A 24,619-nucleotide genomic window follows, 5' to 3' on the forward strand; every position below is an offset into this window, starting at 1 on the left:
GTACACATGGCGCTCAACAAACGCCGGTTTATCCGGTTAGAAGAAATCGAAAAAAGAACACCCCTGACAAAAGAAGAAGTGCTTGATTCAATTGATGATGGTGAGCTCAATCTGTGTGCAAAGGTTGAGGTGAAGCACGCAGGGGCATTGTTCGCAGTTAAAGAAAAGCCTGTGATTGGTGCGGTGTTTGGTTACCGGGGATTTGTCCGGTTAGGCCGGGATGATTCAAAGCATTTTGCCGCTTATGACAAAGAGAAAGCGGTGGAGATGTTTCAGATCCTTGAGCCGGAAAAAGTATCAGGCTGGCAATCTGTGACAGATGCTTTCGGAACCATAGAAAAACACATAGTCGCTTATCAGAACAGCTTACCCGCACGGCGGGAAAATCCTTTCTGGGCTTACCCTGAAGTGGTTTATGATGTCACTGGTGCTCAAAGTTTCGGCCAAATGATCACTGACATGTTTACAGCTGAAATGAAAGAAAAAATGGGTGACGAGCTGAACAGGCTGAATACCCGTTATCTGCAAAAACGAAAACTGACCATTGAACCGCATACTTTACGGATTGATTTACAGGAAATTGAACAGCTCACCCGTTCAGAAACAGTTTTACCCGCTCCGTCTGCTTCTGTTGCTCATGATGGTGGAGCGCTGATCCATCCGGTTGAACAAATTGTGTATCGGGTCTTACAGGAAAATCCGACGGCCAGAGCCGATAAAGTATGGAATATCATTCGTTCAGAGTTCCGGCAAGCTGGCCGCCAATATGATATCGATGGTGTGATTGAATCCATGACCGCTGATGATATCCGCTGGTTTGGTAAAGGCGTGCATACTGAAAATGAAATGGGTTATGACGCTTTCAGAAAGAACACGGTTTATAAGGTTCGTAAGCTGATTAAGGTCGATTAAAACAAAACGTCATTGTCAGCGTCATTGATAACGTCATATGACGTTTGCGGTGGTTAGTCTTGAGTCTCCATCAACACACGGAGATAAAAACATGACACATACCACCATTGAAAAACGCGTATACACAGAGCAGGAAACTTCCGCATATATCGGCATGAGCCGATCATTTCTCAGGCAGTCCCGCATGGAAGGATTGCGCACTAACCGCACCGATGCGCCCCCGTTTATCAAAATCGGGCGTTCGGTTCGCTACCTCAAAGAAGATTTAGATCTGTGGCTGGATAACCACACCAAACTTGACCACCTTGTTCAGGAGGTGGCTTGATGTCTGAACTGACCAAAGAGCAAAAAACATTACTTCAATGGATGCACACCGGGCGGACGTTTAAAATCTGTTCGGACTACGGGCCGATGAAAGGCGACGTTCAACCCAAATCCCGGCTGCCTGTCCGGGTATTTTCCGGCACGGTGGATAAGCTCTATCAGGCCGGGTTGATTACCTTCGCCCCGGTGAACTTCTTCGGTTTGCGCTGGGATGAATTTTCCCTCACAGCAAGAGGGAGAAATGCCCTATGAATCCGGTTAGTCTTTCACAGGTCGATTGGGATGATAAAGCCTTTGTTCAGCAAAGGCTTTGTTGCTTTCCGCCGGAAATTCAGCGTTTATTATTGCGTGAGTATTTTGCTCAACCGACCAAATTTGAACGCAATACCTTTTTACGTCTCACCACTGAACAGTTAGCCGATAAGCTGTCTGTTTCCTTTAAGCAGCTTGAGCTGAATCTCAGTGAAGATGATTTACGCGCTAAAGCCAAACATCTGGCTAAGTCAGTGTTTGCCCTGCGTCGGCAATTTCTTGATGATGAATTTTCCCTTGAACCGGTGCGTGGTTTTATCCGTCAGCAGGGCGTGATGCCGGCTGATGGGTATTCTCTGGCCGGGGAAATGGGCCGCTATTGCGATCATAAATGGTGGTTGCGCAAACTGAGAAAATCCCAACGACGCAATATTGAAACCGTGCTGCACCATCTGAATCAGGTCAACAAACGCACCAGCCTGTATTGTTCGAAACTCACCTTACAGGCCAGGATTCGCCAGAAAGCCTATCAGCATGAATACCTGTCTAATACCTTCGCTGTCAATCATCTGGGACAGCGTTTTTCATTGCTGGAACTGTCACAAAAAGGTGTGGCTGACCCGAAAATCAGAAAAGGTGAATTGATGCTGAGGGCAAGAGGTTTTGAAGAGTTAGCGCAGGATTCCGGCCATGAAGCCACCTTTCTCACCATCACCTGTCCGTCAAAGTATCACCGCAGTTATTCCAAATCCGGGGATATCAATCCGAAATGGCAGGGCTTCACCCCGTTAGACGGGCAAGCTTATCTCAATAACCTGTGGCAGTTAATCCGGGCGAAACTCAGCCGCCTGAATATCCGCTTCTATGGTTTCCGGGTGGCGGAGCCACAACATGACGGTACACCGCACTGGCATTTATTGCTGTTTGTTGAAAAGCATCTTTATCAGCCAATGGTTGAGGTGATGCGTGATTACGCCATGCGGGAAGACAGCGACGAATCCGGCGCGGATAAACACCGCTTTACTGAAGTGAAAATCGATCCGGCTAAAGGTTCAGCGACGGGGTATATTGCGAAATACATTTCCAAGAATATCGATGGCAGGGATTTAGATGCCGGGGTTTATGGCGAAGACCCACAGGAAGCCGCCGCCAGAGTTGATGCATGGGCGGCCTGTTGGGGCATTCGTCAGTTTCAACAACTGGGCGGTTGCTCTGTGACTGTATGGCGTGAACTGCGACGCTTAAAAGACATCACCGGGCTGTCAGACAAGCCCAAAGCGATTATTGAAGCCGCCGACAAAGGCGACTGGAAAACCTTTACCGTGCAGATGGGCGGCGTGTTCTGTGAGCGCAAAGCGCAGGTGTTTAAGCCTTATTATGAGCTATCCATTGATAAAGACACCGGAGCTGTGAAAACCAGTCCTTATTGTGAGAATGAATTCACCAGAGCGTTAAAAGGCGTGATTACCGCAGGGCGGGAGTTAATTACCCGGTTTTTTGAATGGCGGCTTGAGGCACAGCAAGCGGCATCTTTTCACTTGGAGTTCTGTGAATAAGTGTATTTTTGAATATTCGTAGAATAATGATGGTAAGAATAGCAATTAATATTCAGCCAATAACAATGTATTTTCTACCGGGTATCACTCGAATTTATTCGTGTTGATTAGATGTTTTCTGCAATGAATGTATTTTCGATGTCGGTTAAATCATCCCGCCTCGTTAAAAGCGGGATTGCTGTACCAGTTATAACAAACCTAAATTCGCACCTGTGACTCCAATAAAATATAAGCCAGCAGGAAGACCGCCTAATATGAGATGTGTAACAAGCCACCACCAATATTTTTTCCGGTAGGTAAAAATACAGCCAATAATGGTTACAAGTGCATTTACAAGCAAAAGTAACAGTATGAATAACAACCCTAACTCGCCGTTACTATCAGCAAACAGGAAAGGAATCACAGGAATACCTGCGAACCATAGCCATGTAAGACTTAGCCATGATACTGAGATTATTAGTAATATAATTTGAATGTTCTTTTTCACATCCCACCTATGGTTAAATTGTAAATTGAATAGTTGTTATAAATGGTTGATAGTCATAAGGTTTGTAGTGTTGCAATAGATACCAGGATCTAAAACCTTCAAGCATTTCAAATTTTTTCGGAACACTGTGAATAAGGTTACTATCTTCATCAACCAAGTCAGGATGGTTAATATCTTCGGTATCCAGACCAAAATGATCCTGAATCTTATACTGGAGTTCTCCTCTTATTTCTTTCCCTTTGTATTCCAGCTTTGTTGCATAAACCTGCATTGACCAAATTCCATGAACTGTTAATACAGTACCATTTAATAAGTCTTTCGGATTCTTGTCATTAAAATGAGGTAGACTTACTCCTTTGCTTGATTGCATATACTGACTTGAAATCTGAACAATATCACTGTCCAATGTGCCGTTTTTTACATGCTCACCAAGACAGTTCATTAATGCCTGATGGAAATCTGTTGTCGTTTCATGGTTTTTAAGTGCATTATCGAGCGAGGCATTGGAATATTCTCCACCTTCATTCTGTTCAAATTTGTCGACCATTTCAGAAAAAATACCAGATGTTTGGCTACCAATGCGCTGATCGATATTCATCCATTGCGGTGAAAACATGTTAGCCAGCGATCTCATTCGTTTAAAATGTTCTGCTGCCGGTAATGAGAACTGATCTTCACCGTACATTGTGTATCCCTCTCTATGAGAGGTGTACTGAGACTGTTTAAACGGTTTCATGAATCCGTAACCTTCAATGGTTTCTTTGGATTCATCACCATGAACCATGTCTGGTGCATTGAAGTCATCCATCTGGTTTTGAGTCTCATAAATAAGAATCGGATAACTGCCGGATACAGGTTTCCAGTCTTCTTCTTCCTTCGCATCAGATTGTTTACGCTGCTGCTCACTTTGTTTTTCTTTTTCGGCCTGTTGTTCGGCGGATTTTTCAGCCTGCATATTTTCCTTAATCTGTTTTGCATACCGTTCCGCAGTGGTTAATGGTGGCGTTATTGCTGCAATGCTGTTCGCGTCCTCCCAGCCATCATAAGCCAGCGTACCACATGGAAAATGTTCCCACTGGACACCTTTATAGCGGAATCCGATAACTTCGTGCATTTCCTCACCAGAGCTGTGGATCACATGAGGTGTTAGATCACTCACACTGGAAACAACCGCTTTCTGAAAGGCGACCGAATAGAACTTTTGATAATGGCCTTGCTCGTTTGTCCGGTAAAAGTCGATTGTTCCTTCTAAGTGCTCTTGTTTTGCAAAAGCGGTTGCTAACAACGGTGATGCTTTATCTTTTGGTTTCGTAATTTGAATCCCATCATGATTGATACCGTGTTGATGTGGCAGTTTTGACAGTGAATACTGACAAGCCAGCACCGTGATTTGATCGGTATGGGTTTCCTGATAGCGGTTTCCCATCGAATCTTTGGTATTGCAGCCACTGGAAATTAAACCCTGTTTTTCTCCTTTGAGTGTCAGGTAGGCCAGATGAGCCATTGGTAATTACCTCTGTTTATCATTTATACACAATAATTTAGTGCATGATAATGCATAAATTAGCTGGGCAAAAACTTGCCCGACGCCAGAGGCATGATTTCCTGAGATTGACACTATCCAACCCTGTGATTATCCTACCAGCTCACTGGCAAAATCCGGTGACGAGTTTGGAACCTCGCTAATAAAACGTACGATATATCGGCATCATGCCGGTATACGATCTTTTCACACCTGTTTTTCATGGTTTTGGTTATTTATTGAACAAAATCGTTTAGAATTATGGTGGGCTGAGAGAGGCTGACTTCGGTCAGGCCGTGTCCGTACGTGCGGTTGTTCCAACCTCGATCAGTCCACCACCTCTCTGTTTGGAACCATTGCGGTGGTGATTATTCTCACTTTAAATCATCGTACGGAGGCACTTATGCCTGCAACAATCGCTTACGACCCAAACCTTTCACAGAAAGCCCGTGAATATCTGATTCAGCTTGAGGATTATCTGATGCAGATGAACCCATGCAATCATGATGTTCGTGACGTGTTACTTTACCTGAATAAGCTGATCACAATTCATGCTTCAATTGGGAGTGTGACCACTTCTGAGAAGGTCAGTATCAAACAATAAGGTATTGTTAGAAACTAAGTTAAGTCAGAGCCACTTAGTTTCGTGGCTCTTTTTGTCGACGGACCATATCTGCAATTCCGATTTCTAATCATTCACAATCCAAGCCATTCAGATATGGAATCTGATATATAATCAAATGGTATCGGAACCCCAAAACCAAGCCATATCAAATACCATTCATATAACCCCCGGTTTCAAATTATTTACAATCCAAGCCGTTCAGATATGGAATCCGGATATGTAATCAAACCATATCGGAACCCTCAGACTAAACCATATCAAATGCTATCCGGATACCTCCGGATTTCTAATCATTCACAATCCAAGCGGTTCAGATTCGGCATCCGGATATGCAATCAAATAGTATCCGGGAGCCTGTACAGCAAAAAGATAGAAAAGTGGCGTTGGTGCTGAACTGACCATAAAGCGGTATTTTGAGTATATTACAGAGCGGGATCAATGAAGTCTTGCTATCTCAACAGGTTATATCGTGTGTTTACGGATTTGCCCGTGTGTATCACGGTGTGTATCACAACAAAAAAAGCACCAATAAATTTCTTTATTAGTGCTTTAAAATCATATATTTATGAAAAATGGCTTAGTTCATGCCGTATTTTTTCAGTTTCTTACGCAATGTACCGCGGTTGATGCCCATCATGTTTGCTGCACGCGTTTGGTTACCACGGGTATATTGCATGATAGTGTCCAGTAAAGGCTGCTCTACTTCAGCAAGAACTAATTCGTATAGTTCTGTTACTTCCTGACCATTTAACTGGGCAAGATAGTTTTTAAGTGATGCTTTAACGGAGTCACGTAAAGGTTTTTGCGTGATTTGGTCTTGTGAAGTTACAGTTGTTACAGTTAAAGCTTCTGAAGTTAGATTTTGTTCGAACATATTCGGTCTAGCTCTTCTCATTAATTTGATGATGCAACGTTATCAAAATAGCCTTCAAGTGCTTCCAGTTGCAGCGGTGCTGCTTCTATGGCATTGAAGGTCCGACGAAAACCGCTGGCCTCGTGTGTTTTCAGGTACCACCCGACGTGTTTACGTGCGATGCGGGGCCCCAGGTACTCTCCGTAAAACTGATGAAGAGACGCCACGTGACCAAGTAAAATGCTTTTGACTTCCTCAGGAGGAAGTGGCGGCATTACAGCTCCGGTTTCCAAAAAATGCTGGATTTCCTGAAAAATCCACGGACGACCCTGAGCGGGACGTCCAATCATTAAAGCGTCTGCACCGGTGTAATCCAGTACATGTTTTGCCTTCTCCGGGGTATCGATATCACCATTCGCAATGACAGGAATCGAGATGGCCTCTTTTACCGCTTTAATGCTGTCGTATTCGGCCTCGCCTTTGTACATACAGACTTTCGTTCTGCCATGCAGAGCCAGTGCCTGTATGCCGCAGTCTTCGGCTAATTTTGCTATCTGGACACAATTTCTGTTGTCTGTGTCCCAACCAGTTCTGGTTTTTAAAGTCACGGGCACCTGGACTGCCTGAACGACCGACGTTAAGATTTTTTCGATCAGTTTCGGGTAGCGCAGTAATGCCGAACCCGCTAACTTTTTGTTTACTTTCTTAGCCGGACAACCCATGTTGATATCGATGATTTGCGCACCGTTTTCAACACTGAATTGCGCAGCTTCTGCCATTAACTGCGGATCTGAACCAGCGATCTGTACTGAACGGAGCCCGGATTCTCCTTCATGAACCATACGCTGTTTCGACTTCGACGTTTTCCACAGAGCAGGGTTTGATGACATCATTTCACTGATAGCCATCCCTGCGCCATAACGAAGACATAACTCTCTGAAAGGTCTGTCGGTGACACCAGCCATCGGCGCAACAATCAGATTGTTTTTTAGGTGATAGTTTCCAATCTTCAAAACGTCGTTACAGTTATCTTGCAGTAAGGGCGCGCATTTTACGCATTTTTTCGCGGCGTGAAAAGACTAATATTTGAGCATTTCCAAATTGATTTGTAAAAGTGTTTGTTTTTTCAGCCAATTAAGCGATTTACTACGTAAGATATTATTTTTTCCGGCCAGATATTCTGCACCATTCACACTGTTCAGCGATAGGATCCAGGTCAAATGTGTTGCAATAATAACCAGCAACATCTTCAGCCTGTGTATCCAGCACCCCGGACATCGCCAACAGGCCTTGTGGTTTGACCAGGCTCTGAATCACCGGTGACAGCTCGCGCAGCGGGCCGGCAAGGATATTTGCTACCACAACATCGGCCTGCAGATTATCCGGCTGGTTCTGTGGCAGAAAGACTTCAAGCAGCTCTTCAACACCATTGCGTTTGGCATTTTCCCGCGATGCCTGTAGCGCCTGCGGGTCGATATCAATCCCGATGACCTTGCTTGCGCCCAGCTTGATCGCCGCAATCGCCAGAATCCCGGAACCACAACCGAAATCGACGACTGTTTTACCCGACAGGTCAAGCCCTTCAAGCCATTCAAGACAAAGAGCTGTCGTTGGGTGAGTGCCGGTCCCAAAGGCCAGGCCCGGGTCGAGCATCACATTGACTGCATCCGGATCCGGGATTTCACGCCAGCTCGGGCAAATCCATAAACGCTGGCCAAACTGCATCGGGTGGAAGTTATCCATCCACTCTCTTTCCCAGTCTTTATCTTCCAGCTGTTCTATTTTGTAAGCGAACTGCTCATCCAGCATACCGCTGGTTTTAATTTGTGCCAGCACCTGTGCGGTATCCGTTTCTGCGTCATACAGCGCAAGAATATCAGTATCTCCCCAAAGGCGGGTTTCTCCCGGCAGCGGTTCAAATACCGGTGTATCCTGTGCATCCAGAAAGGTGACAGACAAAGCGCCGGTTTCTTCCATCAGCATGTCGCCGATTTGTTCCGCATTTTGGTTGGTTGCATTGAGTTTGATTTGAATCCATGGCATGACGCATTACTCTTTTTTAGGTAAATAAGTGTTTAGGTAAATCAGTGTTTGGGTGTAACAGTGCAGTAAAACCTGTTGTTGAGATAAAACGGTTGCTGAGGTGAATCACTCTCATGGCTGTGAAGTTTAACAGATCATGGGCTGAACTGTAATCAGCCATCGGTTTTGATGACTGATGACAGCAGTAGTTATGAATTGGCATGAACCGGACGTCTGGCTGCGGGAACCAGCAGACTGCCGGTAATAAACGCGATCAGTCCGATGATGAGTGTCGGCACAATTGCATGGACACCATGCAGGTCAGGTTTGATCAGGCTGAGCGTGATATAGGTGCTTAAGCCGCAGACCATGGAAGCCAGAGCGCCAAATGCAGAGGCTTTCTTCCAGTATAAGCCTAAAACCAGCGGCCAGAGAAAAACAGCCTGTAGCCCGCCCAAAGCCAGTAAATTCAGCCAGATAATCATATCCGGCGGGTTGGTCGCCGCAATAAACACCAGCAAACTGAAAATTGCCGTGATCCACAGTGATAAGCGGTTTAATTTACTCTCTGTTTCCGCTGCTTTCTGCGTGATGATCTGCGGGTTAATATAGTTGATATACAAATCTTTCAGCAGTGTTGCCGAAGACTGAATCAGCTGTGAGTCGATGGTGGACATAATTGCCGCCATTGGCCCGGCAAGGAAAATACCGGCAAAAAATGGTGGCAATACGGTCATCATCAGTGTCGGCATAATTTGATCCGGGCTGGAAAGGTCCGGCACGATGGCCCGTCCCAGCGCACCAGCCAAATGCGTGCCGAACATCAGCAGCGCAACCATGGCGGTACTGATGACAATGCCCTGATGCAGTGAGCGGCTGTCTTTGTATGCCATACAACGGATCGCGGTGTGAGGCAGCCCGATCATGCCAAAGCAGACCAGAACCCAGAAGCTCAGCATAAACGGCTGGCTGAGAAAATGATTTGGCCCGTATGGCGTAATAAGTGCCGGGTCTATTTCATGCAGTCTGGTGACTAATTCACCCAGACTACCACCCGCATGAATGACACCAGCCAGCAGCGCGACTGTGCCAATCAGCATCATCATACCCTGCACGGTATCCGTCAGAACAACGGCTCTGAATCCGCCAATCGTGGTATAAACCCCGACGGTAAAGGCGAACAAAAACAGCCCGTGCTGATACGGAAGCCCGGTGACGGTTTGCAACAGACGGGCACCACCGACAAACTGAACAACCATAGTGCCGAAGAACGCCAGCAACAGGGCGACAGAGGCAAGAATGACAACCGCTTTGTTTTGAAAGCGGGCATAGAGCATATCATTCAGCGTCACGGCATTATGTCGCCGGGCTTCAATGGCAAACTTTTTGCCGAGAATACCCAGCGTCAGCCACGCTACCGGGAGCTGGATCATCGCCAGTAAAACCCAGCCCAGACCCATTTTATAGGCTGCGCCCGGTCCGCCGATAAAACTGCTGGCGCTGGCATAGGTTGCGGCTAAGGTCATCGCGAGGACGAAACCGCCCATACTGCGTCCGCCGACAAAGTATTCATTCAAAAATGAGCCGGATTTGCGATGGCGTCGGGTCAGGGCCGCCATGACAAACATGGCGATTAAATAAATCACTAACGGAATAATCAGCTGGCTATTCATGGGGAGCATCATCCTGAATATCGAGTGGTACATCGCGATAGAAGAATTTCACCATCAGGAAGCAGAGCAGCGTAAACAGCACCGGCCCGATGATACATGAGAGTAAAAACCAGACGGGAAGGCCAAATATGAGTCTGGGAAGCTGCTGATCGCCGGGTGCGGGAGCAAAACCATAAGCACTGACATACCACCAGATGAAATAGAGGATAGCCAGCACCAGTGCCCAACGGGCTTCTTTATGTGACTGGTGATAGATCTCTGTCCGTTTCTGCATTGATGACATCCTTTCCTGCTTTGTGAATCATACCAATTCAGATAATTGATACGATTGGTATGATTTTTTCAGGGTCATAAAAAAGGCCACCCGATGGTGGCCTCATAAAATCAGTGTCGATAACCGGCCTGTTACTGTAGCCCCAGCTTCTTCTCCAGATAGTGGATGTTGGCACCACCATGCTGGAAGTTTTCATCATTCATGATTTCCTGCTGAAGCGGGATATTGGTCTTAATCCCTTCAACAATCATTTCATTCAGGGCATTTTTCATCCGGGCAATCGCGACATCACGGTTTTCTCCGTAAGTAATCAGCTTACCGACCATGGAATCGTAATGCGGTGGTACTGTGTAGCCTGAATAGATATGAGATTCCCAGCGAACACCCATACCACCAGGGCTGTGGAACAGATCAATGGTTCCGGGTGAAGGCAGGAAGCGCACCGGATCTTCAGCATTGATCCGGCACTCGATTGCGTGACCACGCAGCTTGATATCATCCTGAGTGAATGACAGTGGCTGGCCGGCAGCAATGCGCAGCTGTTCTTTGATCAGGTCAACGCCGGTCACCATTTCTGTCACCGGGTGCTCAACCTGAATCCGGGTATTCATTTCAATGAAATAGAATTCGCCGTTTTCATACAGGAACTCAAATGTACCGGCACCGCGGTAACCAATTTCAACACAGGCACGGGTACAGCGTTCACCGATGTATTTACGCATCTCTTCTGTAATGCCCGGTGCAGGTGCTTCTTCCACAACTTTCTGGTGACGGCGCTGCATTGAGCAGTCACGTTCACCGAGGTGGATTGCGCCGCCCTGACCATCGGCGATGACCTGAACTTCAACGTGGCGTGGGTTTTCAAGGAATTTTTCCATGTAAACCATGTCGTTATTGAACGCCGCTTTGGCTTCTGCACGGGTCATGGCAATCGCATCGACCAGTTCACCTTCGCTGCGGACAACCCGCATTCCGCGACCGCCACCACCGCCGGAGGCTTTGATGATGACCGGATAACCGATACGTTTCGCATGGGCTTTGTTTTTATCACTGTCGTCGTCCAGCGGACCATCAGAACCGGGAACACAAGGGACACCCGCTTTCTTCATCGATGTGATGGCTGAAACTTTGTCACCCATCATCCGGATAGTCTCGGCTTTCGGACCAACAAAAATAAATCCGGACTGTTCAACCTGTTCGGCAAAATCAGCATTTTCAGATAAGAAACCATAACCCGGGTGAATAGCAATTGCGCCGGTGACTTCAGCGGCAGAGATAATACGGGGAATGTTCAGGTAGCTGTCAATACTGCGTGCAGGGCCGATACAAATGGCTTCGTCAGCAAGCAGTACATGCTTCAAATCCCGGTCAGCTGTTGAATGCACTGCGACAGTTTTGATGCCCAGTTCTTTACAGGCACGAAGAATCCGCAGCGCGATTTCTCCCCGGTTCGCAATGACGATTTTATCTAGCATAATGCGTCCCCGGTTTATTCGATGATGACGAGTGGTTGATCAAACTCGACTGGCTGACCATCTTCAATAAGAATGGCTGTCACCGTACCGGACTTGTCAGATTCGATCTGGTTCATCATTTTCATCGCTTCAACGATACACAATGTGTCGCCGACAGAAACGCTCTGTCCGATTTCGATAAACGGTGAAGCGTCCGGGCTTGGAGAACGATAGAAAGTTCCAACCATTGGAGAAAGAACCTGATGGCCGCTCACGGCTGGTTTCGCTTCAGCTGCTGGTGCTTCCTGTGCTGATGCAACAGGGGCAGCAGCAGGCGCTGCCATTGGTGCAGGCGCAGCAGCATATTGAACAGGGATCGGTTGTGCCGGTGCTGAATTGCGGCTGATGCGCACGGATTCTTCACCTTCAGAAATTTCCAGCTCAGCGATACCTGACTCTTCTACTAACTCGATAAGCTTTTTAATTTTACGAATATCCATTGTCTTTTCTCTTTTATCTTGTGAATAAGACAGTCTCTGATTCATCAGAAACTGCAGAGTGTTAGTTTGATTGCAGCTTTTGTATGGCTGCAGAAAGGGCGAACTCGTAGCCCTGCGCACCCAAACCACAGATCACTCCCTGTGCTTTATCAGACAGGTAGGAGTGATGACGGAAAGGTTCGCGTGCATGAATATTAGAAAGATGTACTTCGATAAACGGGATCTCAACACCAAGCAGGGCATCACGTAAAGCGACGCTTGTGTGAGTGAAGGCTGCCGGGTTAATGATAATGAAATCAGTGTTTCCCATCGCCTGGTGTATTTTGTCAATCAGCTCGTATTCCCGGTTGGATTGCAGGTGTTCGAGCTTGATGTTCGCCTGATCAGCCTGCTGATGAAGCGTTTCAACGATTTGTGCCAGTGTCTGAGCACCGTAATGCGCTGGCTCCCGTTGACCCAACAGATTCAGATTCGGGCCATTCAGAACAAGAATTTTAAATGTTGCTGCCATCGTGCCGTTATTTTACCTAATGTTGGTTACTTGTGTACATATTCCCACATTTTGGATTTTTTTAAACAAAAATTTTCCGGAAAATGTTTCAAAATGATAAATCAGTAGTGATTATAGTGAATTCAGAGCAAATGGCAGCAAATTACTGGTCTAATCACTCTATTTTGTCTAATTCATCTGCTTATCTGTTTAGATTCCGGAAAAATGAAAGACCTTTTTGCATGGGTTTGAACCATGTTGAATCCAATGAATGATAGAAACACACCATCTTCAGAGCGCTATCTTCGTTGATATTTACCCGGAAGCTACCGGTTTTGGACCGCTGAACAGGAAGAAGGTTTCGGAGATTTGCTGACAATAAAAAAAGCCACCCGTTTGGGTGGCAAAGCTGAGGTTTATGTTGTGAAACTTTGAATTAACCTAACGTTGCATTTTCTTCGATGAGTTTGTCGACGACATTCGGGTCTGCCAGCGTTGAGGTGTCGCCGAGATTATCAATATCGCCGGTGGCAATTTTTCTCAGAATACGTCGCATAATTTTACCGGAGCGGGTTTTTGGCAGGGCATCCGCCCAGTGCAGAACATCCGGCGTCGCAATCGGACCAATTTCTTTACGGACCCACTCTTTGACAGCTTTATGCAGTTCTGCATCAGGATAGACGCCATCATTCAGAGTGATATAGGCATAGATGGCCTGACCTTTTATATCATGGGGAATACCAACCACTGCAGCCTCTGCAATCTTATCAAAGGCAACCAGTGCTGATTCAACCTCTGCGGTTCCCATCCGGTGGCCTGAGACATTCAGTACGTCATCAACGCGGCCGGTAATCCAGTAATCATTGTCTTCATCGCGCCGGGCACCGTCTCCGGTGAAATACATGCCTTTAAAAGTAGAAAAATAGGTTTGTTCGAATCGTTCATGATCGCCATAAACAGTCCGCATCTGGCCGGGCCATGAGTCAAGCAGGACCAGATTTCCTTCCGCTTCACCTTCCAGAATATTGCCGGTGTTATCAACCAGCGCGGGTTGTACACCAAAAAAAGGCCGGGTCGCCGAGCCTGGTTTCAGCACGGTCGCACCCGGCAGAGGGGTGATTAGAATACCGCCGGTTTCAGTTTGCCACCAGGTATCAACCACGGGCGCCTGTTCATTGCCGATGGTTCGGTAATACCACTCCCATGCTTCGGGGTTAATGGGTTCGCCAACCGAGCCCATGATCCTCAGACTGGTGCGGCTGGTACCGGCAACAGCTTCGTCACCTTTGGCCATCAGTGCCCGGATGGCGGTGGGGGCGGTATATAGAATATTGACCTGATGTTTATCGATGACTTCTGACATCCGGCTGGTGGACGGATAATTCGGAACACCTTCAAACAGAATAGTTTTCGCCCGGTTGGAGAGCGGGCCATAAATCAGATAAGTATGGCCGGTAATCCACCCGACATCGGCGGTACACCAGAAAACTTCGCCGGGTTGATAGTCAAAAATATATTTAAAAGTCATGGTCGCATAGACCAGATATCCGCCGGTGGTGTGCAGCACCCCTTTAGGTTTTCCGGTTGAGCCGGAGGTGTAGAGAATAAACAGCGGATCTTCGGCTTTCATTTCTTCCGGCGGGCAGTGGTCAGCAACCAGTGCTGTTGCATCATGCCACCAGACATCCCGGTGAGGATGCCAGTCAACCGGGCCATTGGTACGCTGATAAACGATGACTTTTTCGACCGTTTTCACATTCGGGTTAGTCAGGGCTTCATCGACATTCTGTTTCAACGGAACCGGCCGGCCGCCCCGGACGCCTTCATCTGCGGTAATGACTATCTTTGCGTTTGAATCAATCATTCTTCCGGCCAGCGCTTCCGGAGAAAACCCGCCAAAAACAACAGTATGAATGGCACCAATACGGGTACAGGCCAGCATGGCAACGGCAGCTTCAGGCACCATAGGCATGTACAAACAGACCACATCACCTTTTCTGACGCCAAGCTCTTTGAGTGCATTGGCAAAGCGGCAGACGGCAATATAAAGCTGGGTATAAGTCAGGGTTTTATCATCCCGGGGGTCATCACCTTCCCAGATGAGTGCTATCTCATCACCATGTGCTTTCAGGTGGCGGTCAATACAGTTTTCTGACACATTTAATGTGCCGTCTTCAAACCAGTGAATTCCGACATGGCCGGGGTCAAATGAGGTATTTTTTACTTTGGAATAGGGTTTGATCCAGTCGACAATTTTACCGTGTTCACTCCAGAATCCTTCCGGATCACTCACTGAATGCTGATACATCGTCACGTAAGTATCTTCATCGACATGGGCGTGTTCTTTTATATGTTTTTTTACCGGGTAAGTATGAACATCACTCATGGTTTCTTCTCCTTTTGAAAGCCACTCCGGCCCGGTTTTTATTACTTTTGAACGTTTTTTGAACGGTTGTTGTTTTTAAACGTAACGGGCCGGACCCTAATAACTTTTGTTCATGGCTGGTGATTCAACAATTAGACTTTAGGATAAGGTGACTAAAAAAACCGGGGTTTCGTGATAGAAGATGATGTGAGTACCGGTAAATCCCCCCGTGTTAACCGGATATAGATTAATGCAGCAGAAATCGCATCCTGCAGGGCATTGTGTCTTTCCGGTGAAGGTAAATCCAGCTGGTGACAGATGACATCCAGGCTGAGATCAAAGTAAGCATTGGGTAACTGCATTTCCAGTTTTTGCTGGTAAATCTGACTGACTTCAATGATGGGATTTGGCAGAGGAAAGCCGAGATGTCTGCGGCAGGCAGAGTCGAGAATCGTTTTATCGTAGTGAATATGATAGCCAATCAGCGGTTGGTTACCGATAAACTGAATTAACTGTTTGAGGGCGTCGTGTTCTGCAATCCCTTGAGTTAAATCCTGATGACGAATCCGGTGAATCCTGACCGAGTGTTTATCCAGTGTTACGGGGGCTTTTAAATGTACTTCAAAGGACTGGCTGGTCACAATCCGGTTATGCTTCACTTTCACTGCCGCAATCGTGACCAGTTGCGCCTGTCTGGGATCGAGGCTGGTCGTTTCACAATCCAGGGCAATATATTCATGGTGTTTTGCCGCCCGTAATACAGTCCGGAACAAAGAGCGGTACGGTGAATCTTTCAGTTTATAGTGCCAGTAGATTCGTCTCAGCCAGTTCATGTGCGTTAATCCCGGATTTGGTAGTGGTAAGCCAGCCACTGTTTGAATTTTTTGACGATGTGAAGGCTGTGGCGAAGCAAATCCCGTTCTGTACGGTCAAATTTTTCTATATTCAGCAGGTTGTCAGTGTGGTCGTATTCCAGTTGTTGTTGCAGACGAAATTTAAAGAACAGTTTGAGTGCTTCTGTCAGATTGTCGGCTGTTTGCTGCTCCAGCACCCGTTTGTGGACCAGTCTCTGAATGCGTTCAAAGGTATTTTTTTCGGTGACCTCATGTTCCAGACTGAGGGCGCGTATGCCGTGGACTATCGGAAAAATGCCACCCTGCTTGATATCCAGGCCTGACTTTGATGATTTGACATTGCCAAATAATGTTAATGGCGAAGAGAAGTTCAGCGCCGGACGGGTGAATCTGGCCAGAATCACCTCCTGATTTGCCATCAGGCGTGTCAGGTGTTTCTGAACGGGTGCCAGTAACGCCTTGTTTCCCGCGACTGCATGAGCATCGGAGAATATCGCCAGATGCATGACCTGCTCCGGTCCTTCCTGCATCACCCACTGAGTCAGCGTGTCCCGCCATCCGGTTTGGGTCCGGACCCAGAAGGTGTTGTTCACCATGACTTGTCCCGGGCAGAGCGGGTAGCCGAGATGCACCAGTGTCCGGCTGAACTGTTCCATGGTTGCGGCACATGCATCCCACTGAATGTTGTCATCCACAATCAGGGCATTATCCTGATCGGTTCTTAATATCTGCTCGCCTCTGCCTTCTGAACCAAGTACCAGCAAACAGCAGTGATGATACATTGCCGGCGGAACGATTAACTGAAAGGCTTTCTCTATAATCTGCTCGTTGACGGTTGCAATCAGATCCATGATGAAACGCGTCCGGATGCCCTGACTGACAAGGTTTCTGATCAGTTTATTTTGTTGACCGGCTGCGATTTTAAGTTCTTCAATACTGCTGGCACGGGCGATGCTGAGTGTTAACACATGAGAATGAGTGGAAAAAATACTCATCATCTGAATCATATCAAGTATACCGACGGCCTCATCTCCCCGGCAGATCACCATTCGCTTGATGTTGTGACGAATCATTTGAAGCATGGCGTTAAACAGAAAGTCACCGTCGTGAATTGAGTGAACCGGAAAGGTTGCCACATCAGCCGCCGGGGCAGAGAGCGGATAGCCGTTTAAGGTTAAGGCGTGGAGCAGGTTTGTCCGGGTGATAATTGAATAAGGTGGTGCATCCGGATATTGATAACGGCGGGGATCGCGCTCCGCTAACCTGATGAGTGCGGCATCGTAATGGTGTAAATCCAGAAACACTGTGGCCTCCTGAATACTTTGGTCCGGAGGGAGAATCAGAGGTGGCTGCCAGACAGAGTCATCGACTTTGGTCAGAATAAATTCGGCCAGATTTTGCTGATTTTTCGCTGCATCAATCAATGACTGGCGGGTGGACAGATTGTTGTCAAAATAAGCTGCAAATTGTCCGTTCAGATGGTAAAAATTCAAAAATACAGATTTGGGTAACAGATAGGTCAGTGTATCTTCCAGTGCTGTATAATCGTGTTTGACCACCCCGGTCAGGATGGCACGTACATCAAAAATATCATCATTTGTATAGTGGGCATGGATTTCCTGACCATCGGCGGAGCGCTCTTCGACAACACCTTTCATCAGAATAAAAAGAGACTCACCTGACTGGTTGTTGCATAACACCTGTTCTCCGGCCCGGTAATAAGCAATGTCCAGGGAAGAGAGTAAAGATTGCTGCTGTTCTGGTGTCAGCCGGTTAAAAGGCGGAGACTGGAGGTTAAATTTATCTGACATCACCACGGGTCTTATTGTGTTTTTTTAAGTGTGGCCGAAAAATGTCCTGTCTCCAGACGACTTTGGTCTAATATCACCAGGCAACCTGCATCTTCAGGTTGTTTGGGCATAAATCAGGCGCAACAAATAGTGCAGTGATACACAGCGGCTTTCTGATCACCGGGTTGTTGGCCTGATGAAATAATCAACAGTCGTTAAATAAGGAAACGATGAGTTGAATAAAGTTCACTTTTTCTTCAGCCTGACTCACCGCATAATATGCGGGATTCACTGGTCTGTTGTTTGCCGGTGTTCATTTTATCAACAGGGGCACTATGATTAACACATCGCCGTATGGCTGGATCTCGCAGTATTTCTTCAGTTTTTTCTTTGTTTATGGCGCTTATTTGCCGTTTTGGGCTATCTGGCTTCAGAGTGAAGGCATTTCTTCGACAGACAGCGGGATCATTCTCGGACTGGCGTTTGGAACCCGCTGTATTTCCAATCTTTTTTTAACGCCCCGGATTCAGCGGGTTGAACAGTATATTCCGGCATTACGTTGGTGTAGTGTGCTGTGTGCGGTGCTCATTGCACTCCATGGGCTGACCGCCGGGGATTTTGTCTGGATTGCCGTTGCGACTATCTTTTTGAACCTGTTTTTGGGCCCGATCATTCCTGTTTCTGATGCACTGGCAAACTATTATACGACTTTAAATATGCTCGATTACGGCAGAACCCGCTTATGGGGATCGGTTGCGTTTATTGTCGGGTCATCAATCGTGGGGTGGGTGGTAACGCATTACGGTGAAAGCTGGATTTTGTACTGTGCTTTGATCGGTATGGTGGTGACCATTTTGTTGAGTTTACGTCTGCCCGCTCCTCCGCCGGTGACTCAGCAGCAGCCTGAGGACGGAAGTCGTGTCAGTCTCACCGGGATATTAAAAGAGTGGCCGGTGATTAAATTCCTGTTCCTGATTGCCTGTATACAGGGAAGCCACGCGGCTTATTATAGTTTCAGCTCAGTTTACTGGAAGTCTGTGGGTTACTCTGAAAGCGTTGTCGGCTATTTATGGAGCCTTGGTGTGATTGCTGAAATTTGTGTGTTTGCGTTCAGTAAGCGCTTCTTTAAATCCTGGTCTGTCCATGCCATGTTTTTACTTTCAGCAGTGGCTGTGATTGTCCGGTGGGGATTGATGGCAATGACACATCAGATTGCGGTGCTGGTGGTGATTCAGTTATTCCACAGCCTGACGTTTGCCGTTGCTCATTTAGCCGCGATTCGTTATATCCAGCAATCCGGTAGTGCTGACCGGATGATTGCGTTGCAGGCGTTGTACAATGCGATTCCGCTGGGTGCAGTGATTGCTGTGATGACCACGATCAGTGGCTGGGGTTATGAGCGCTGGGGGAGCTATGTGTTCTTTGGTATGGCTGTGATGGGGGTTATCGCACTCTTTGTCCGGGTGGACTATCAGGAACGCACCACCACTGAAATCGCACCTGAGGCACAGAATTCATCTGGTTGAATTGTGTTATCTGAAGATCCTTAGTTTAATGAATTCATTCAGTTTAATATCCGGAGCATTTGATCGGTCGTGGTTCAGGCGTGTTCCGGAATATATCCGGCTTTCATTCGACCAAAGGACAGGACATGCCATCATGGATTGTAGCTCCGGTTTTATTTGTTTATCTCGGCCTGTTGTTTTTTATTGCCTGGTCCGGAGATAAGCGGCAGCAATGGCTCTCAGGCTACCGGCCAGTCATCTATAGTTTATCCATTGCGGTTTATTGTACGTCCTGGACTTTTTACGGTACGGTCGGGCAGGCGACTCACCAGCCCTGGTCTTTTCTCCCGGTCTATCTTTCTCCTGCGCTGGTGTTTATTTTTGGCTGGCGGGTTCTGGCGCGGTTAATGGTGATTGCCAAGCGGGAACATATCACCTCAATTGCTGATTTTATTGCGGCCCGGTACGGTAAGTCTCAGGGACTTGCAGTGATGGTGACAGTGATTGCTGTGATCGGCATCCTGCCTTATATCGCTCTGCAATTGCGGGGTGTGACGATGGGTTTTCATATTCTGACTGGTGACTTATCGGATCAAAACGGCGCCGGTGATAGTGATGTTTCATTATTTGTTGTGGTTGTGCTGGCCGTTTTTACCATGCTGTTTGGAACAAGGCATGTTGATACGACAGAGCATCACCGTGGGATCATGATGGCGATTGCTTTTGAATCTGTCGTCAAACTGGTTGCGTTTCTTTTTGTCGGTCTGTTTATTTTTTATGTTGGCTGGTCTTCCGCTTCCGTGGATCTGATGACAGAAGCTCGATCTTCCCTGACACCGCCGGACTGGCCGGGATTACTGATTCATCTGATTTTAACCATGCTGGCCATGATATGTTTGCCCCGGCTGTTTCATACCATGGTGGTTGAAAATGAACGTCCGGGAGATTTACACACCGCCCGATGGGTTTTTCCGCTTTATTTACTGTTGATGGGACTGTTTGTTCTGCCTGTTTCCTGGGTTGGAAAGTCGATGCTGGATGTGAGTCTGGCTGATACTTATGTGATCCATATTCCCAAAATGCTTGGTGCCGATTTTGTTGCCCTGATTGCTTTCCTTGGCGGCACTTCTGCGGCGACAGGGATGGTGATTGTTTCAACCATTGCTTTGACTATCATGGTTTCCAATGATCTGGTTGTACCGTTGTTGCTAAGGCGGTTTCAATTTCTGCAACGTGGACAGCAGTCTTTTTCCCGGCTTTTACTGATTATTCGCCGGGGAATTATTTGCCTGTTACTGGCTGGGGCATGGGGGTTTTACCATGTGCTGGATGCTGTTCCGTCACTCTCTGCGATTGGCTTTTTATCCTTTGCGGCTGTGGCTCAGTTTGCGCCGCCCTTAATCGGTGGCATTTTCTGGCGGGAAGGTAACAGAAAAGGGGTTTATGCCGGATTGATCACCGGGTTTACGGTTTGGGCCGTGACCCTGATGTCGCAAACGCACCTGTTAGCCGGGGAACAACAGACAAATCCATTGCTGTGGCTGATATCTCCGCCGTGGTTTATTTATGACCTGGGGGTCAGTGTGTCTGACTGGGGAATGGCGCTCAGTGTGATGGTGAATACTCTTTGCTTCGTCGGGGTCTCAAAAATAACGCGTTTAACGATTAGCGAGCGCTTACAGTCTGCATCATTTGTGGGCAGTCCTTTTCCTGAAAACGATAATATGACGCTTTATCACAGCCGTGTGACTGTGTCTGAACTCGAAATGCTGGTGGCCCGCTTTGTCGGCCGGAGCCGGATGGAAACGGCATTCTCACAGTATTGGGAAAGATATAGCGGGTTGAGAATTCCTCATCAGCAGGCACCTTCAACGCTGATCCGGCATGCTGAAAGGGTACTGGCCGGTATTTTTGGTGCTTCTTCTGCGCGGCTGGTGCTGTCATCAGCCTTACAGGGTCGTAACATGCAGCTGGAAGAAGTGGCGACCATCGTCGATGAGGCGTCTGAGTTATATGATTTCAGCCGGGGATTGCTGCAAGGTGCCATTGAGCATATCGGTCAGGGACTTTCCGTGATTGATAAACAGTTGCGTCTGGTGGCCTGGAATCAGCGTTATCTGGAATTATTTGATTTTCCACAGGGACTGATTCAGGTCGGCCGGCCAATTGCTGATGTGATTCGTCATAATGCAGAGCAGGGCTTATGTGGTCCGGGAGAGATAGAAACCCATGTTATGAAACGAGTGCGCCATCTGGAGGCTGGTACCAGTCATACCTCTTCCCGGATGCGGCCTGACGGCCGGGTGATTGAGGTTCAGGGCAATGCAATGCCGGGCGGCGGATTTGTGATGCTTTTTTCTGATATTACAGTCTTCCGGGATGCGGAGGATGCACTCAAACAAACCAATGAATTTCTGGAAGAGCGGGTGCACAGGCGAACCAAAGAGCTTGAAAAACTCAATCGTCAGCTGGTGCAGGAAACGCAGCGGGCAGAGCGGGAATCACAGTCAAAGTCCCGGTTTCTTGCGGCAGTCAGCCATGACCTGATGCAACCGCTCAATGCTGCCCGGTTGTTTGCCTCTTCCTTATCTGAGCTGGCTAAAGAGGAAGAAACGCAACACTTGTCATTACATATTGAGAGTGCGCTGGGTGCTGCGGAAGAGCTGATTGGTGATTTGCTGGATATTTCACGGCTGGAATCCGGCAAACTGGATACGAATGTCCATGCCTTTGCTGTGCATGACGTACTGAGTCATCTGGATGCGGAGTTTCATGTGATTGCCAGCCAGCAGGGGGTTGATTTCTCAATGGTGCCTTCATCTGCTTATGTCCGCTCTGATCCCAAGTTATTACGCCGTGTGATTCAGAATTTTTTGACCAATGCGTTTCGTTATACCTCAAATGGTAAAGTCATTTTAGGGGTCAGGCATGATGGACATAATATCCGGATTGAAGTCTGGGATAACGGCATTGGTATTCCGGAAGATAAACAGCAGGAAATCTTTGAAGAGTTCAACCGGGGTGGTCGTGTTCTGTCTGAACAGGGGGTTGGTCTCGGGCTGGCTATATCCAGAGGGATTGCTCAGGTTCTCGGACACAGGATTGACATGCGTTCATGGCCGGGAAAAGGCAGTGTGTTTTATCTGAAATTACGCAGAGCCAAAGCATCTGATGTGGTGAAAAAGCGTCAGGAAAAAGAGATAGTAGCAGAAGCCGGATTATCAGAAATTAAAGTGCTTTGTGTCGATAACGAATCCGATATTCTGGAGGGAATGACATCATTATTGTCACGCTGGGGTGTAGATATCAGAACGGCGACAGATTTAGTCTCCGGGTTAAGAAAGATCGATGATTTCTGGCATCCGGATGTGATTCTTTCCGATTATCGTTTGGATCATGGCCGCACCGGACTTGAAGTCTTGCAGCAGTGTCGTCTCCGGCTTGGAGATCGGTTTGAAGGGATTATTATCAGTGCAGACAGAACAGAGGACATGCTGGATGTGATCGAATCGCATGGGTTCCGTTTTATGTCTAAGCCGGTTAAGCCGATTAAACTCAGAGCTGTGCTCAACCGGATCAGGAACGAGCAAAAACTTCCGGAATAAGAACTACCTCAGACACAGGAGCCGGGATAGTTTAAACCGGAGCGCGTTTTCTGCAATTATTTCTCAATGAGCTTCAGTGGCCATCCCATATCTGTTTGCCGGTGGACTTCAATTTCCAGTTCGGCTTTTGTCAGAGGGTTATTGGCCAGCCATTGTTGATCGATAGTCAGTGTGAGGTTTTCTTCGTCGGCAGTGACGATAAATTCCGGGACCAGCTGTTTATCCCTGCGGTGGCTGAGCAGAACCGCCAGCCGGAGCAGCCGGAGCAGCCGCTTGCCGCTGGTACCGGACAGTGCGTGTTGTTCCGGCAGAGAGGTTAATGTATCCCGGTAGCGTCGGGTTAACTCGCCCAGGTAAAAGCGTTGCGCCCGGGTAAAGCCCGGCAGGTCTGAGTGTTGAATCAGGTAGGCGTTATGCTGACCGCCGGTTTTAAAATCAATCGACAGGCCGATTTCATGTAATTGAGCAGCGGTTCGAAGCAGCATTCCGGACTGAGGTTCCGGTATCCATTCTGAACCACCGCATTGCTGTAACAGATGGCTGGCAAGGTTGGCCACTTCCCGGGCGTAAATCGCATCAATCTGATAACGGCTCTGTATGCTTTTGATCGTCCGTTCCCGGATATTATCCTGCCGGAGTTCGGTGATCATTTCGTAGACCAGCCCTTCCCGCAGGGCACCGCCAGCCAGCGTCATGGACTCAATGCCGAGCAGTTCAAAGATCGCAATCAGGATCGACAGGCCACTGGGGAAAACCAGTGCTCTCTCCAGCGTTAATCCTTCGATTTCGAGCTCTTCCAGATGATTGGCCTGCATTGCCTGAGTTTGCAGGCGTTTGAGCTTGGCCAGGGTAATGACTTCATCCATACCCTGAGCCAGCATAATTTCCTGAAGTGCCTGCACAGTGCCACTGGCGCCGACACAGACATCCCAGCCGAGTTGCTGATACTGTTGTAATACCGGCTGGGTAACAGCTTTTGCATCTTCAATCGCCTGAATAAAATTTGAGGCGGTGAGTTGCCGGTCACGAAAGTGTTTTTCAAGCCAGGTAACACATCCCATTTTCAGACTGGTTAATGCGTTCGCTTCGAATCCTTCACCAATGATTAATTCGGTGCTTGCGCCACCAATATCGACAACCAGCCGACGACCCGAACCACCTGAAGTATGCGCAACACCCTTATAAATTATTGCTGCTTCATCTGTGCCGGGGATGACTTCAATCGGATAACCCAGTATTTGGTTGGCTTTTTGTATAAACACACTGGCATTGGTTGCCGTTCTCAATGTTGCCGTACCAACAATTCTGATATTTTCTTCAGGTATATCCTGAAGCCGTTCAGCAAAAAGGCACAAACAGTCCCAGCCTCGTTGCATTGCTTCTTCACTCAGGGTATTTTGTTCATCTAAACCCGCAGCAAGCCTGACTTTGCGCTTAATTTTTGCCATTGTTTGTACACTGCCATTCACATGGCGAACAATGAGCATATGAAAGCTATTGGAACCTAAATCAATAGCAGCATAAAGTGGTGAAGGTACGACCTGGCTCATAAAAAG

20 protein-coding genes and 2 pseudogenes are annotated in these 24,619 nt (G+C 47.5%); 8 read left to right on the plus strand and 14 right to left on the minus strand.

What is annotated here, in order from left to right:
* The first annotated feature begins 6 nt into the window (after nucleotides 1-6).
* The 4 genes from OC443_RS01510 to OC443_RS01525 all read left to right on the plus strand — a co-directional run bounded on the left by OC443_RS01510 (nucleotide 7) and on the right by OC443_RS01525 (nucleotide 3,044).
* Complete coding sequence (locus OC443_RS01510; RefSeq protein WP_073585506.1) at nucleotides 7-912, plus strand: hypothetical protein; 906 nt, start codon at nucleotides 7-9, stop codon at nucleotides 910-912.
* 91 nt (nucleotides 913-1,003) lie between these two features.
* Nucleotides 1,004-1,237: a helix-turn-helix transcriptional regulator gene (locus tag OC443_RS01515; protein WP_073585505.1), complete on the plus strand. Its 234-nt coding sequence runs from the start codon at nucleotides 1,004-1,006 to the stop codon at nucleotides 1,235-1,237.
* Nucleotides 1,237-1,488, plus strand: coding sequence for a hypothetical protein (locus tag OC443_RS01520; RefSeq protein ID WP_073585504.1), 252 nt, complete (start codon nucleotides 1,237-1,239; stop codon nucleotides 1,486-1,488). Before OC443_RS01515 ends, OC443_RS01520 begins: the two co-directional genes overlap by 1 nt.
* Nucleotides 1,485-3,044, plus strand: a complete 1,560-nt coding sequence (locus tag OC443_RS01525) for a replication endonuclease (protein ID WP_073585503.1) — start codon at nucleotides 1,485-1,487, stop codon at nucleotides 3,042-3,044. Before OC443_RS01520 ends, OC443_RS01525 begins: the two co-directional genes overlap by 4 nt.
* A gap of 187 nt (nucleotides 3,045-3,231) precedes the next feature.
* Here the strand turns inward: OC443_RS01525 and OC443_RS01530 are convergent, their stop codons facing one another.
* Together OC443_RS01530 and tssD are read right to left on the minus strand one after the other, a co-directional pair.
* Entirely contained in the window at nucleotides 3,232-3,531 is a 300-nt protein-coding gene (locus tag OC443_RS01530) for a hypothetical protein (protein ID WP_143169403.1), read from the minus strand.
* Nucleotides 3,532-3,544: 13 nt separating this feature from the next.
* Entirely contained in the window at nucleotides 3,545-5,035 is a 1,491-nt protein-coding gene (gene tssD / locus OC443_RS01535) for a type VI secretion system tube protein TssD (protein WP_234976440.1), read from the minus strand.
* A gap of 421 nt (nucleotides 5,036-5,456) precedes the next feature.
* Between tssD and OC443_RS01540 the strand changes: the two genes are divergently transcribed.
* Nucleotides 5,457-5,657, plus strand: a complete 201-nt coding sequence (locus OC443_RS01540; RefSeq protein ID WP_073585501.1) for a hypothetical protein — start codon at nucleotides 5,457-5,459, stop codon at nucleotides 5,655-5,657.
* Between the two features lie 598 nt (nucleotides 5,658-6,255).
* Here the strand turns inward: OC443_RS01540 and fis are convergent.
* The 11 genes from fis to OC443_RS01595 all read right to left on the minus strand — a co-directional run bounded on the left by fis (nucleotide 6,256) and on the right by OC443_RS01595 (nucleotide 17,974).
* Complete coding sequence (gene fis / locus OC443_RS01545) at nucleotides 6,256-6,552, minus strand: DNA-binding transcriptional regulator Fis (protein ID WP_073585509.1); 297 nt, start codon at nucleotides 6,550-6,552, stop codon at nucleotides 6,256-6,258.
* Between the two features lie 20 nt (nucleotides 6,553-6,572).
* On the minus strand, nucleotides 6,573-7,544 hold the full coding sequence (gene dusB, locus OC443_RS01550; RefSeq protein ID WP_073585500.1) for a tRNA dihydrouridine synthase DusB: 972 nt from the start codon (nucleotides 7,542-7,544) through the stop codon (nucleotides 6,573-6,575).
* 145 nt (nucleotides 7,545-7,689) lie between these two features.
* The gene (gene prmA, locus OC443_RS01555) at nucleotides 7,690-8,574 is read right to left on the minus strand and encodes a 50S ribosomal protein L11 methyltransferase (RefSeq protein ID WP_073585499.1); all 885 of its coding nucleotides are present in this window, start codon (nucleotides 8,572-8,574) and stop codon (nucleotides 7,690-7,692) included.
* Between the two features lie 188 nt (nucleotides 8,575-8,762).
* The gene (gene panF, locus OC443_RS01560; RefSeq protein WP_073585497.1) at nucleotides 8,763-10,226 is read right to left on the minus strand and encodes a sodium/pantothenate symporter; all 1,464 of its coding nucleotides are present in this window, start codon (nucleotides 10,224-10,226) and stop codon (nucleotides 8,763-8,765) included.
* On the minus strand, nucleotides 10,219-10,500 hold the full coding sequence (locus OC443_RS01565; RefSeq protein ID WP_073585496.1) for a YhdT family protein: 282 nt from the start codon (nucleotides 10,498-10,500) through the stop codon (nucleotides 10,219-10,221). The genes panF and OC443_RS01565 overlap by 8 nt, the downstream gene beginning before the upstream one ends.
* 131 nt (nucleotides 10,501-10,631) lie before the next feature.
* A complete protein-coding gene (gene accC, locus OC443_RS01570; RefSeq protein ID WP_073585495.1) occupies nucleotides 10,632-11,975 on the minus strand; it encodes an acetyl-CoA carboxylase biotin carboxylase subunit in 1,344 nt (447 codons plus the stop codon).
* Between the two features lie 14 nt (nucleotides 11,976-11,989).
* On the minus strand, nucleotides 11,990-12,454 hold the full coding sequence (gene accB, locus OC443_RS01575) for an acetyl-CoA carboxylase biotin carboxyl carrier protein (RefSeq protein WP_073585508.1): 465 nt from the start codon (nucleotides 12,452-12,454) through the stop codon (nucleotides 11,990-11,992).
* Between the two features lie 61 nt (nucleotides 12,455-12,515).
* Entirely contained in the window at nucleotides 12,516-12,965 is a 450-nt protein-coding gene (gene aroQ, locus OC443_RS01580; protein WP_073585494.1) for a type II 3-dehydroquinate dehydratase, read from the minus strand.
* 415 nt (nucleotides 12,966-13,380) lie between these two features.
* Complete coding sequence (gene acs, locus OC443_RS01585; RefSeq protein WP_073585493.1) at nucleotides 13,381-15,330, minus strand: acetate--CoA ligase; 1,950 nt, start codon at nucleotides 15,328-15,330, stop codon at nucleotides 13,381-13,383.
* 152 nt (nucleotides 15,331-15,482) lie between these two features.
* Nucleotides 15,483-16,142: a 3'-5' exonuclease gene (locus OC443_RS01590; protein ID WP_073585492.1), complete on the minus strand. Its 660-nt coding sequence runs from the start codon at nucleotides 16,140-16,142 to the stop codon at nucleotides 15,483-15,485.
* Between the two features lie 5 nt (nucleotides 16,143-16,147).
* Nucleotides 16,148-17,974 (minus strand): DUF294 nucleotidyltransferase-like domain-containing protein, encoded by a 1,827-nt coding sequence (locus OC443_RS01595; protein WP_073585491.1) that lies wholly within the window; start codon nucleotides 17,972-17,974, stop codon nucleotides 16,148-16,150.
* A 314-nt stretch (nucleotides 17,975-18,288) separates the two neighbouring features.
* Here OC443_RS01595 and OC443_RS01600 point away from each other — a divergent pair, with 314 nt between their 5' ends.
* The 3 genes and pseudogenes from OC443_RS01600 to OC443_RS01605 form a co-directional block, all read left to right on the plus strand.
* Nucleotides 18,289-19,479, plus strand: coding sequence for a 3-phenylpropionate MFS transporter (locus OC443_RS01600; RefSeq protein WP_073585490.1), 1,191 nt, complete (start codon nucleotides 18,289-18,291; stop codon nucleotides 19,477-19,479).
* 125 nt (nucleotides 19,480-19,604) lie between these two features.
* A pseudogene (locus OC443_RS26340) lies at nucleotides 19,605-20,232 on the plus strand (hybrid sensor histidine kinase/response regulator); the annotation flags it as partial.
* Between the two features lie 71 nt (nucleotides 20,233-20,303).
* Nucleotides 20,304-23,063: pseudogene (locus OC443_RS01605) on the plus strand (hybrid sensor histidine kinase/response regulator); the annotation flags it as partial.
* A 56-nt stretch (nucleotides 23,064-23,119) separates the two neighbouring features.
* Here the strand turns inward: OC443_RS01605 and gppA are convergent.
* Complete coding sequence (gene gppA, locus OC443_RS01610; protein ID WP_073585489.1) at nucleotides 23,120-24,613, minus strand: guanosine-5'-triphosphate,3'-diphosphate diphosphatase; 1,494 nt, start codon at nucleotides 24,611-24,613, stop codon at nucleotides 23,120-23,122.
* Nucleotides 24,614-24,619 lie beyond the last annotated feature (6 nt).

Source organism: Vibrio quintilis (assembly GCF_024529975.1).
GTDB classification, from domain to species: Bacteria; Pseudomonadota; Gammaproteobacteria; order Enterobacterales; family Vibrionaceae; genus Vibrio; species Vibrio quintilis.

Coding starts and splice junctions, on each gene's coding strand:
- OC443_RS01510 (WP_073585506.1), top strand. CDS start 7: ATGGCGCTCAACAAACGCCGGTTTATCCGGTTAGAAGAAATCGAAAAA.
- OC443_RS01515 (WP_073585505.1), top strand. CDS start 1,004: ATGACACATACCACCATTGAAAAACGCGTATACACAGAGCAGGAAACT.
- OC443_RS01520 (WP_073585504.1), top strand. CDS start 1,237: ATGTCTGAACTGACCAAAGAGCAAAAAACATTACTTCAATGGATGCAC.
- OC443_RS01525 (WP_073585503.1), top strand. CDS start 1,485: ATGAATCCGGTTAGTCTTTCACAGGTCGATTGGGATGATAAAGCCTTT.
- tssD (WP_234976440.1), bottom strand. CDS start 5,035: ATGGCTCATCTGGCCTACCTGACACTCAAAGGAGAAAAACAGGGTTTA.
- OC443_RS01540 (WP_073585501.1), top strand. CDS start 5,457: ATGCCTGCAACAATCGCTTACGACCCAAACCTTTCACAGAAAGCCCGT.
- fis (WP_073585509.1), bottom strand. CDS start 6,552: ATGTTCGAACAAAATCTAACTTCAGAAGCTTTAACTGTAACAACTGTA.
- prmA (WP_073585499.1), bottom strand. CDS start 8,574: ATGCCATGGATTCAAATCAAACTCAATGCAACCAACCAAAATGCGGAA.
- panF (WP_073585497.1), bottom strand. CDS start 10,226: ATGAATAGCCAGCTGATTATTCCGTTAGTGATTTATTTAATCGCCATG.
- OC443_RS01565 (WP_073585496.1), bottom strand. CDS start 10,500: ATGCAGAAACGGACAGAGATCTATCACCAGTCACATAAAGAAGCCCGT.
- accC (WP_073585495.1), bottom strand. CDS start 11,975: ATGCTAGATAAAATCGTCATTGCGAACCGGGGAGAAATCGCGCTGCGG.
- accB (WP_073585508.1), bottom strand. CDS start 12,454: ATGGATATTCGTAAAATTAAAAAGCTTATCGAGTTAGTAGAAGAGTCA.
- aroQ (WP_073585494.1), bottom strand. CDS start 12,965: ATGGCAGCAACATTTAAAATTCTTGTTCTGAATGGCCCGAATCTGAAT.
- acs (WP_073585493.1), bottom strand. CDS start 15,330: ATGAGTGATGTTCATACTTACCCGGTAAAAAAACATATAAAAGAACAC.
- OC443_RS01590 (WP_073585492.1), bottom strand. CDS start 16,142: ATGAACTGGCTGAGACGAATCTACTGGCACTATAAACTGAAAGATTCA.
- OC443_RS01595 (WP_073585491.1), bottom strand. CDS start 17,974: ATGTCAGATAAATTTAACCTCCAGTCTCCGCCTTTTAACCGGCTGACA.
- OC443_RS01600 (WP_073585490.1), top strand. CDS start 18,289: ATGATTAACACATCGCCGTATGGCTGGATCTCGCAGTATTTCTTCAGT.
- gppA (WP_073585489.1), bottom strand. CDS start 24,613: ATGAGCCAGGTCGTACCTTCACCACTTTATGCTGCTATTGATTTAGGT.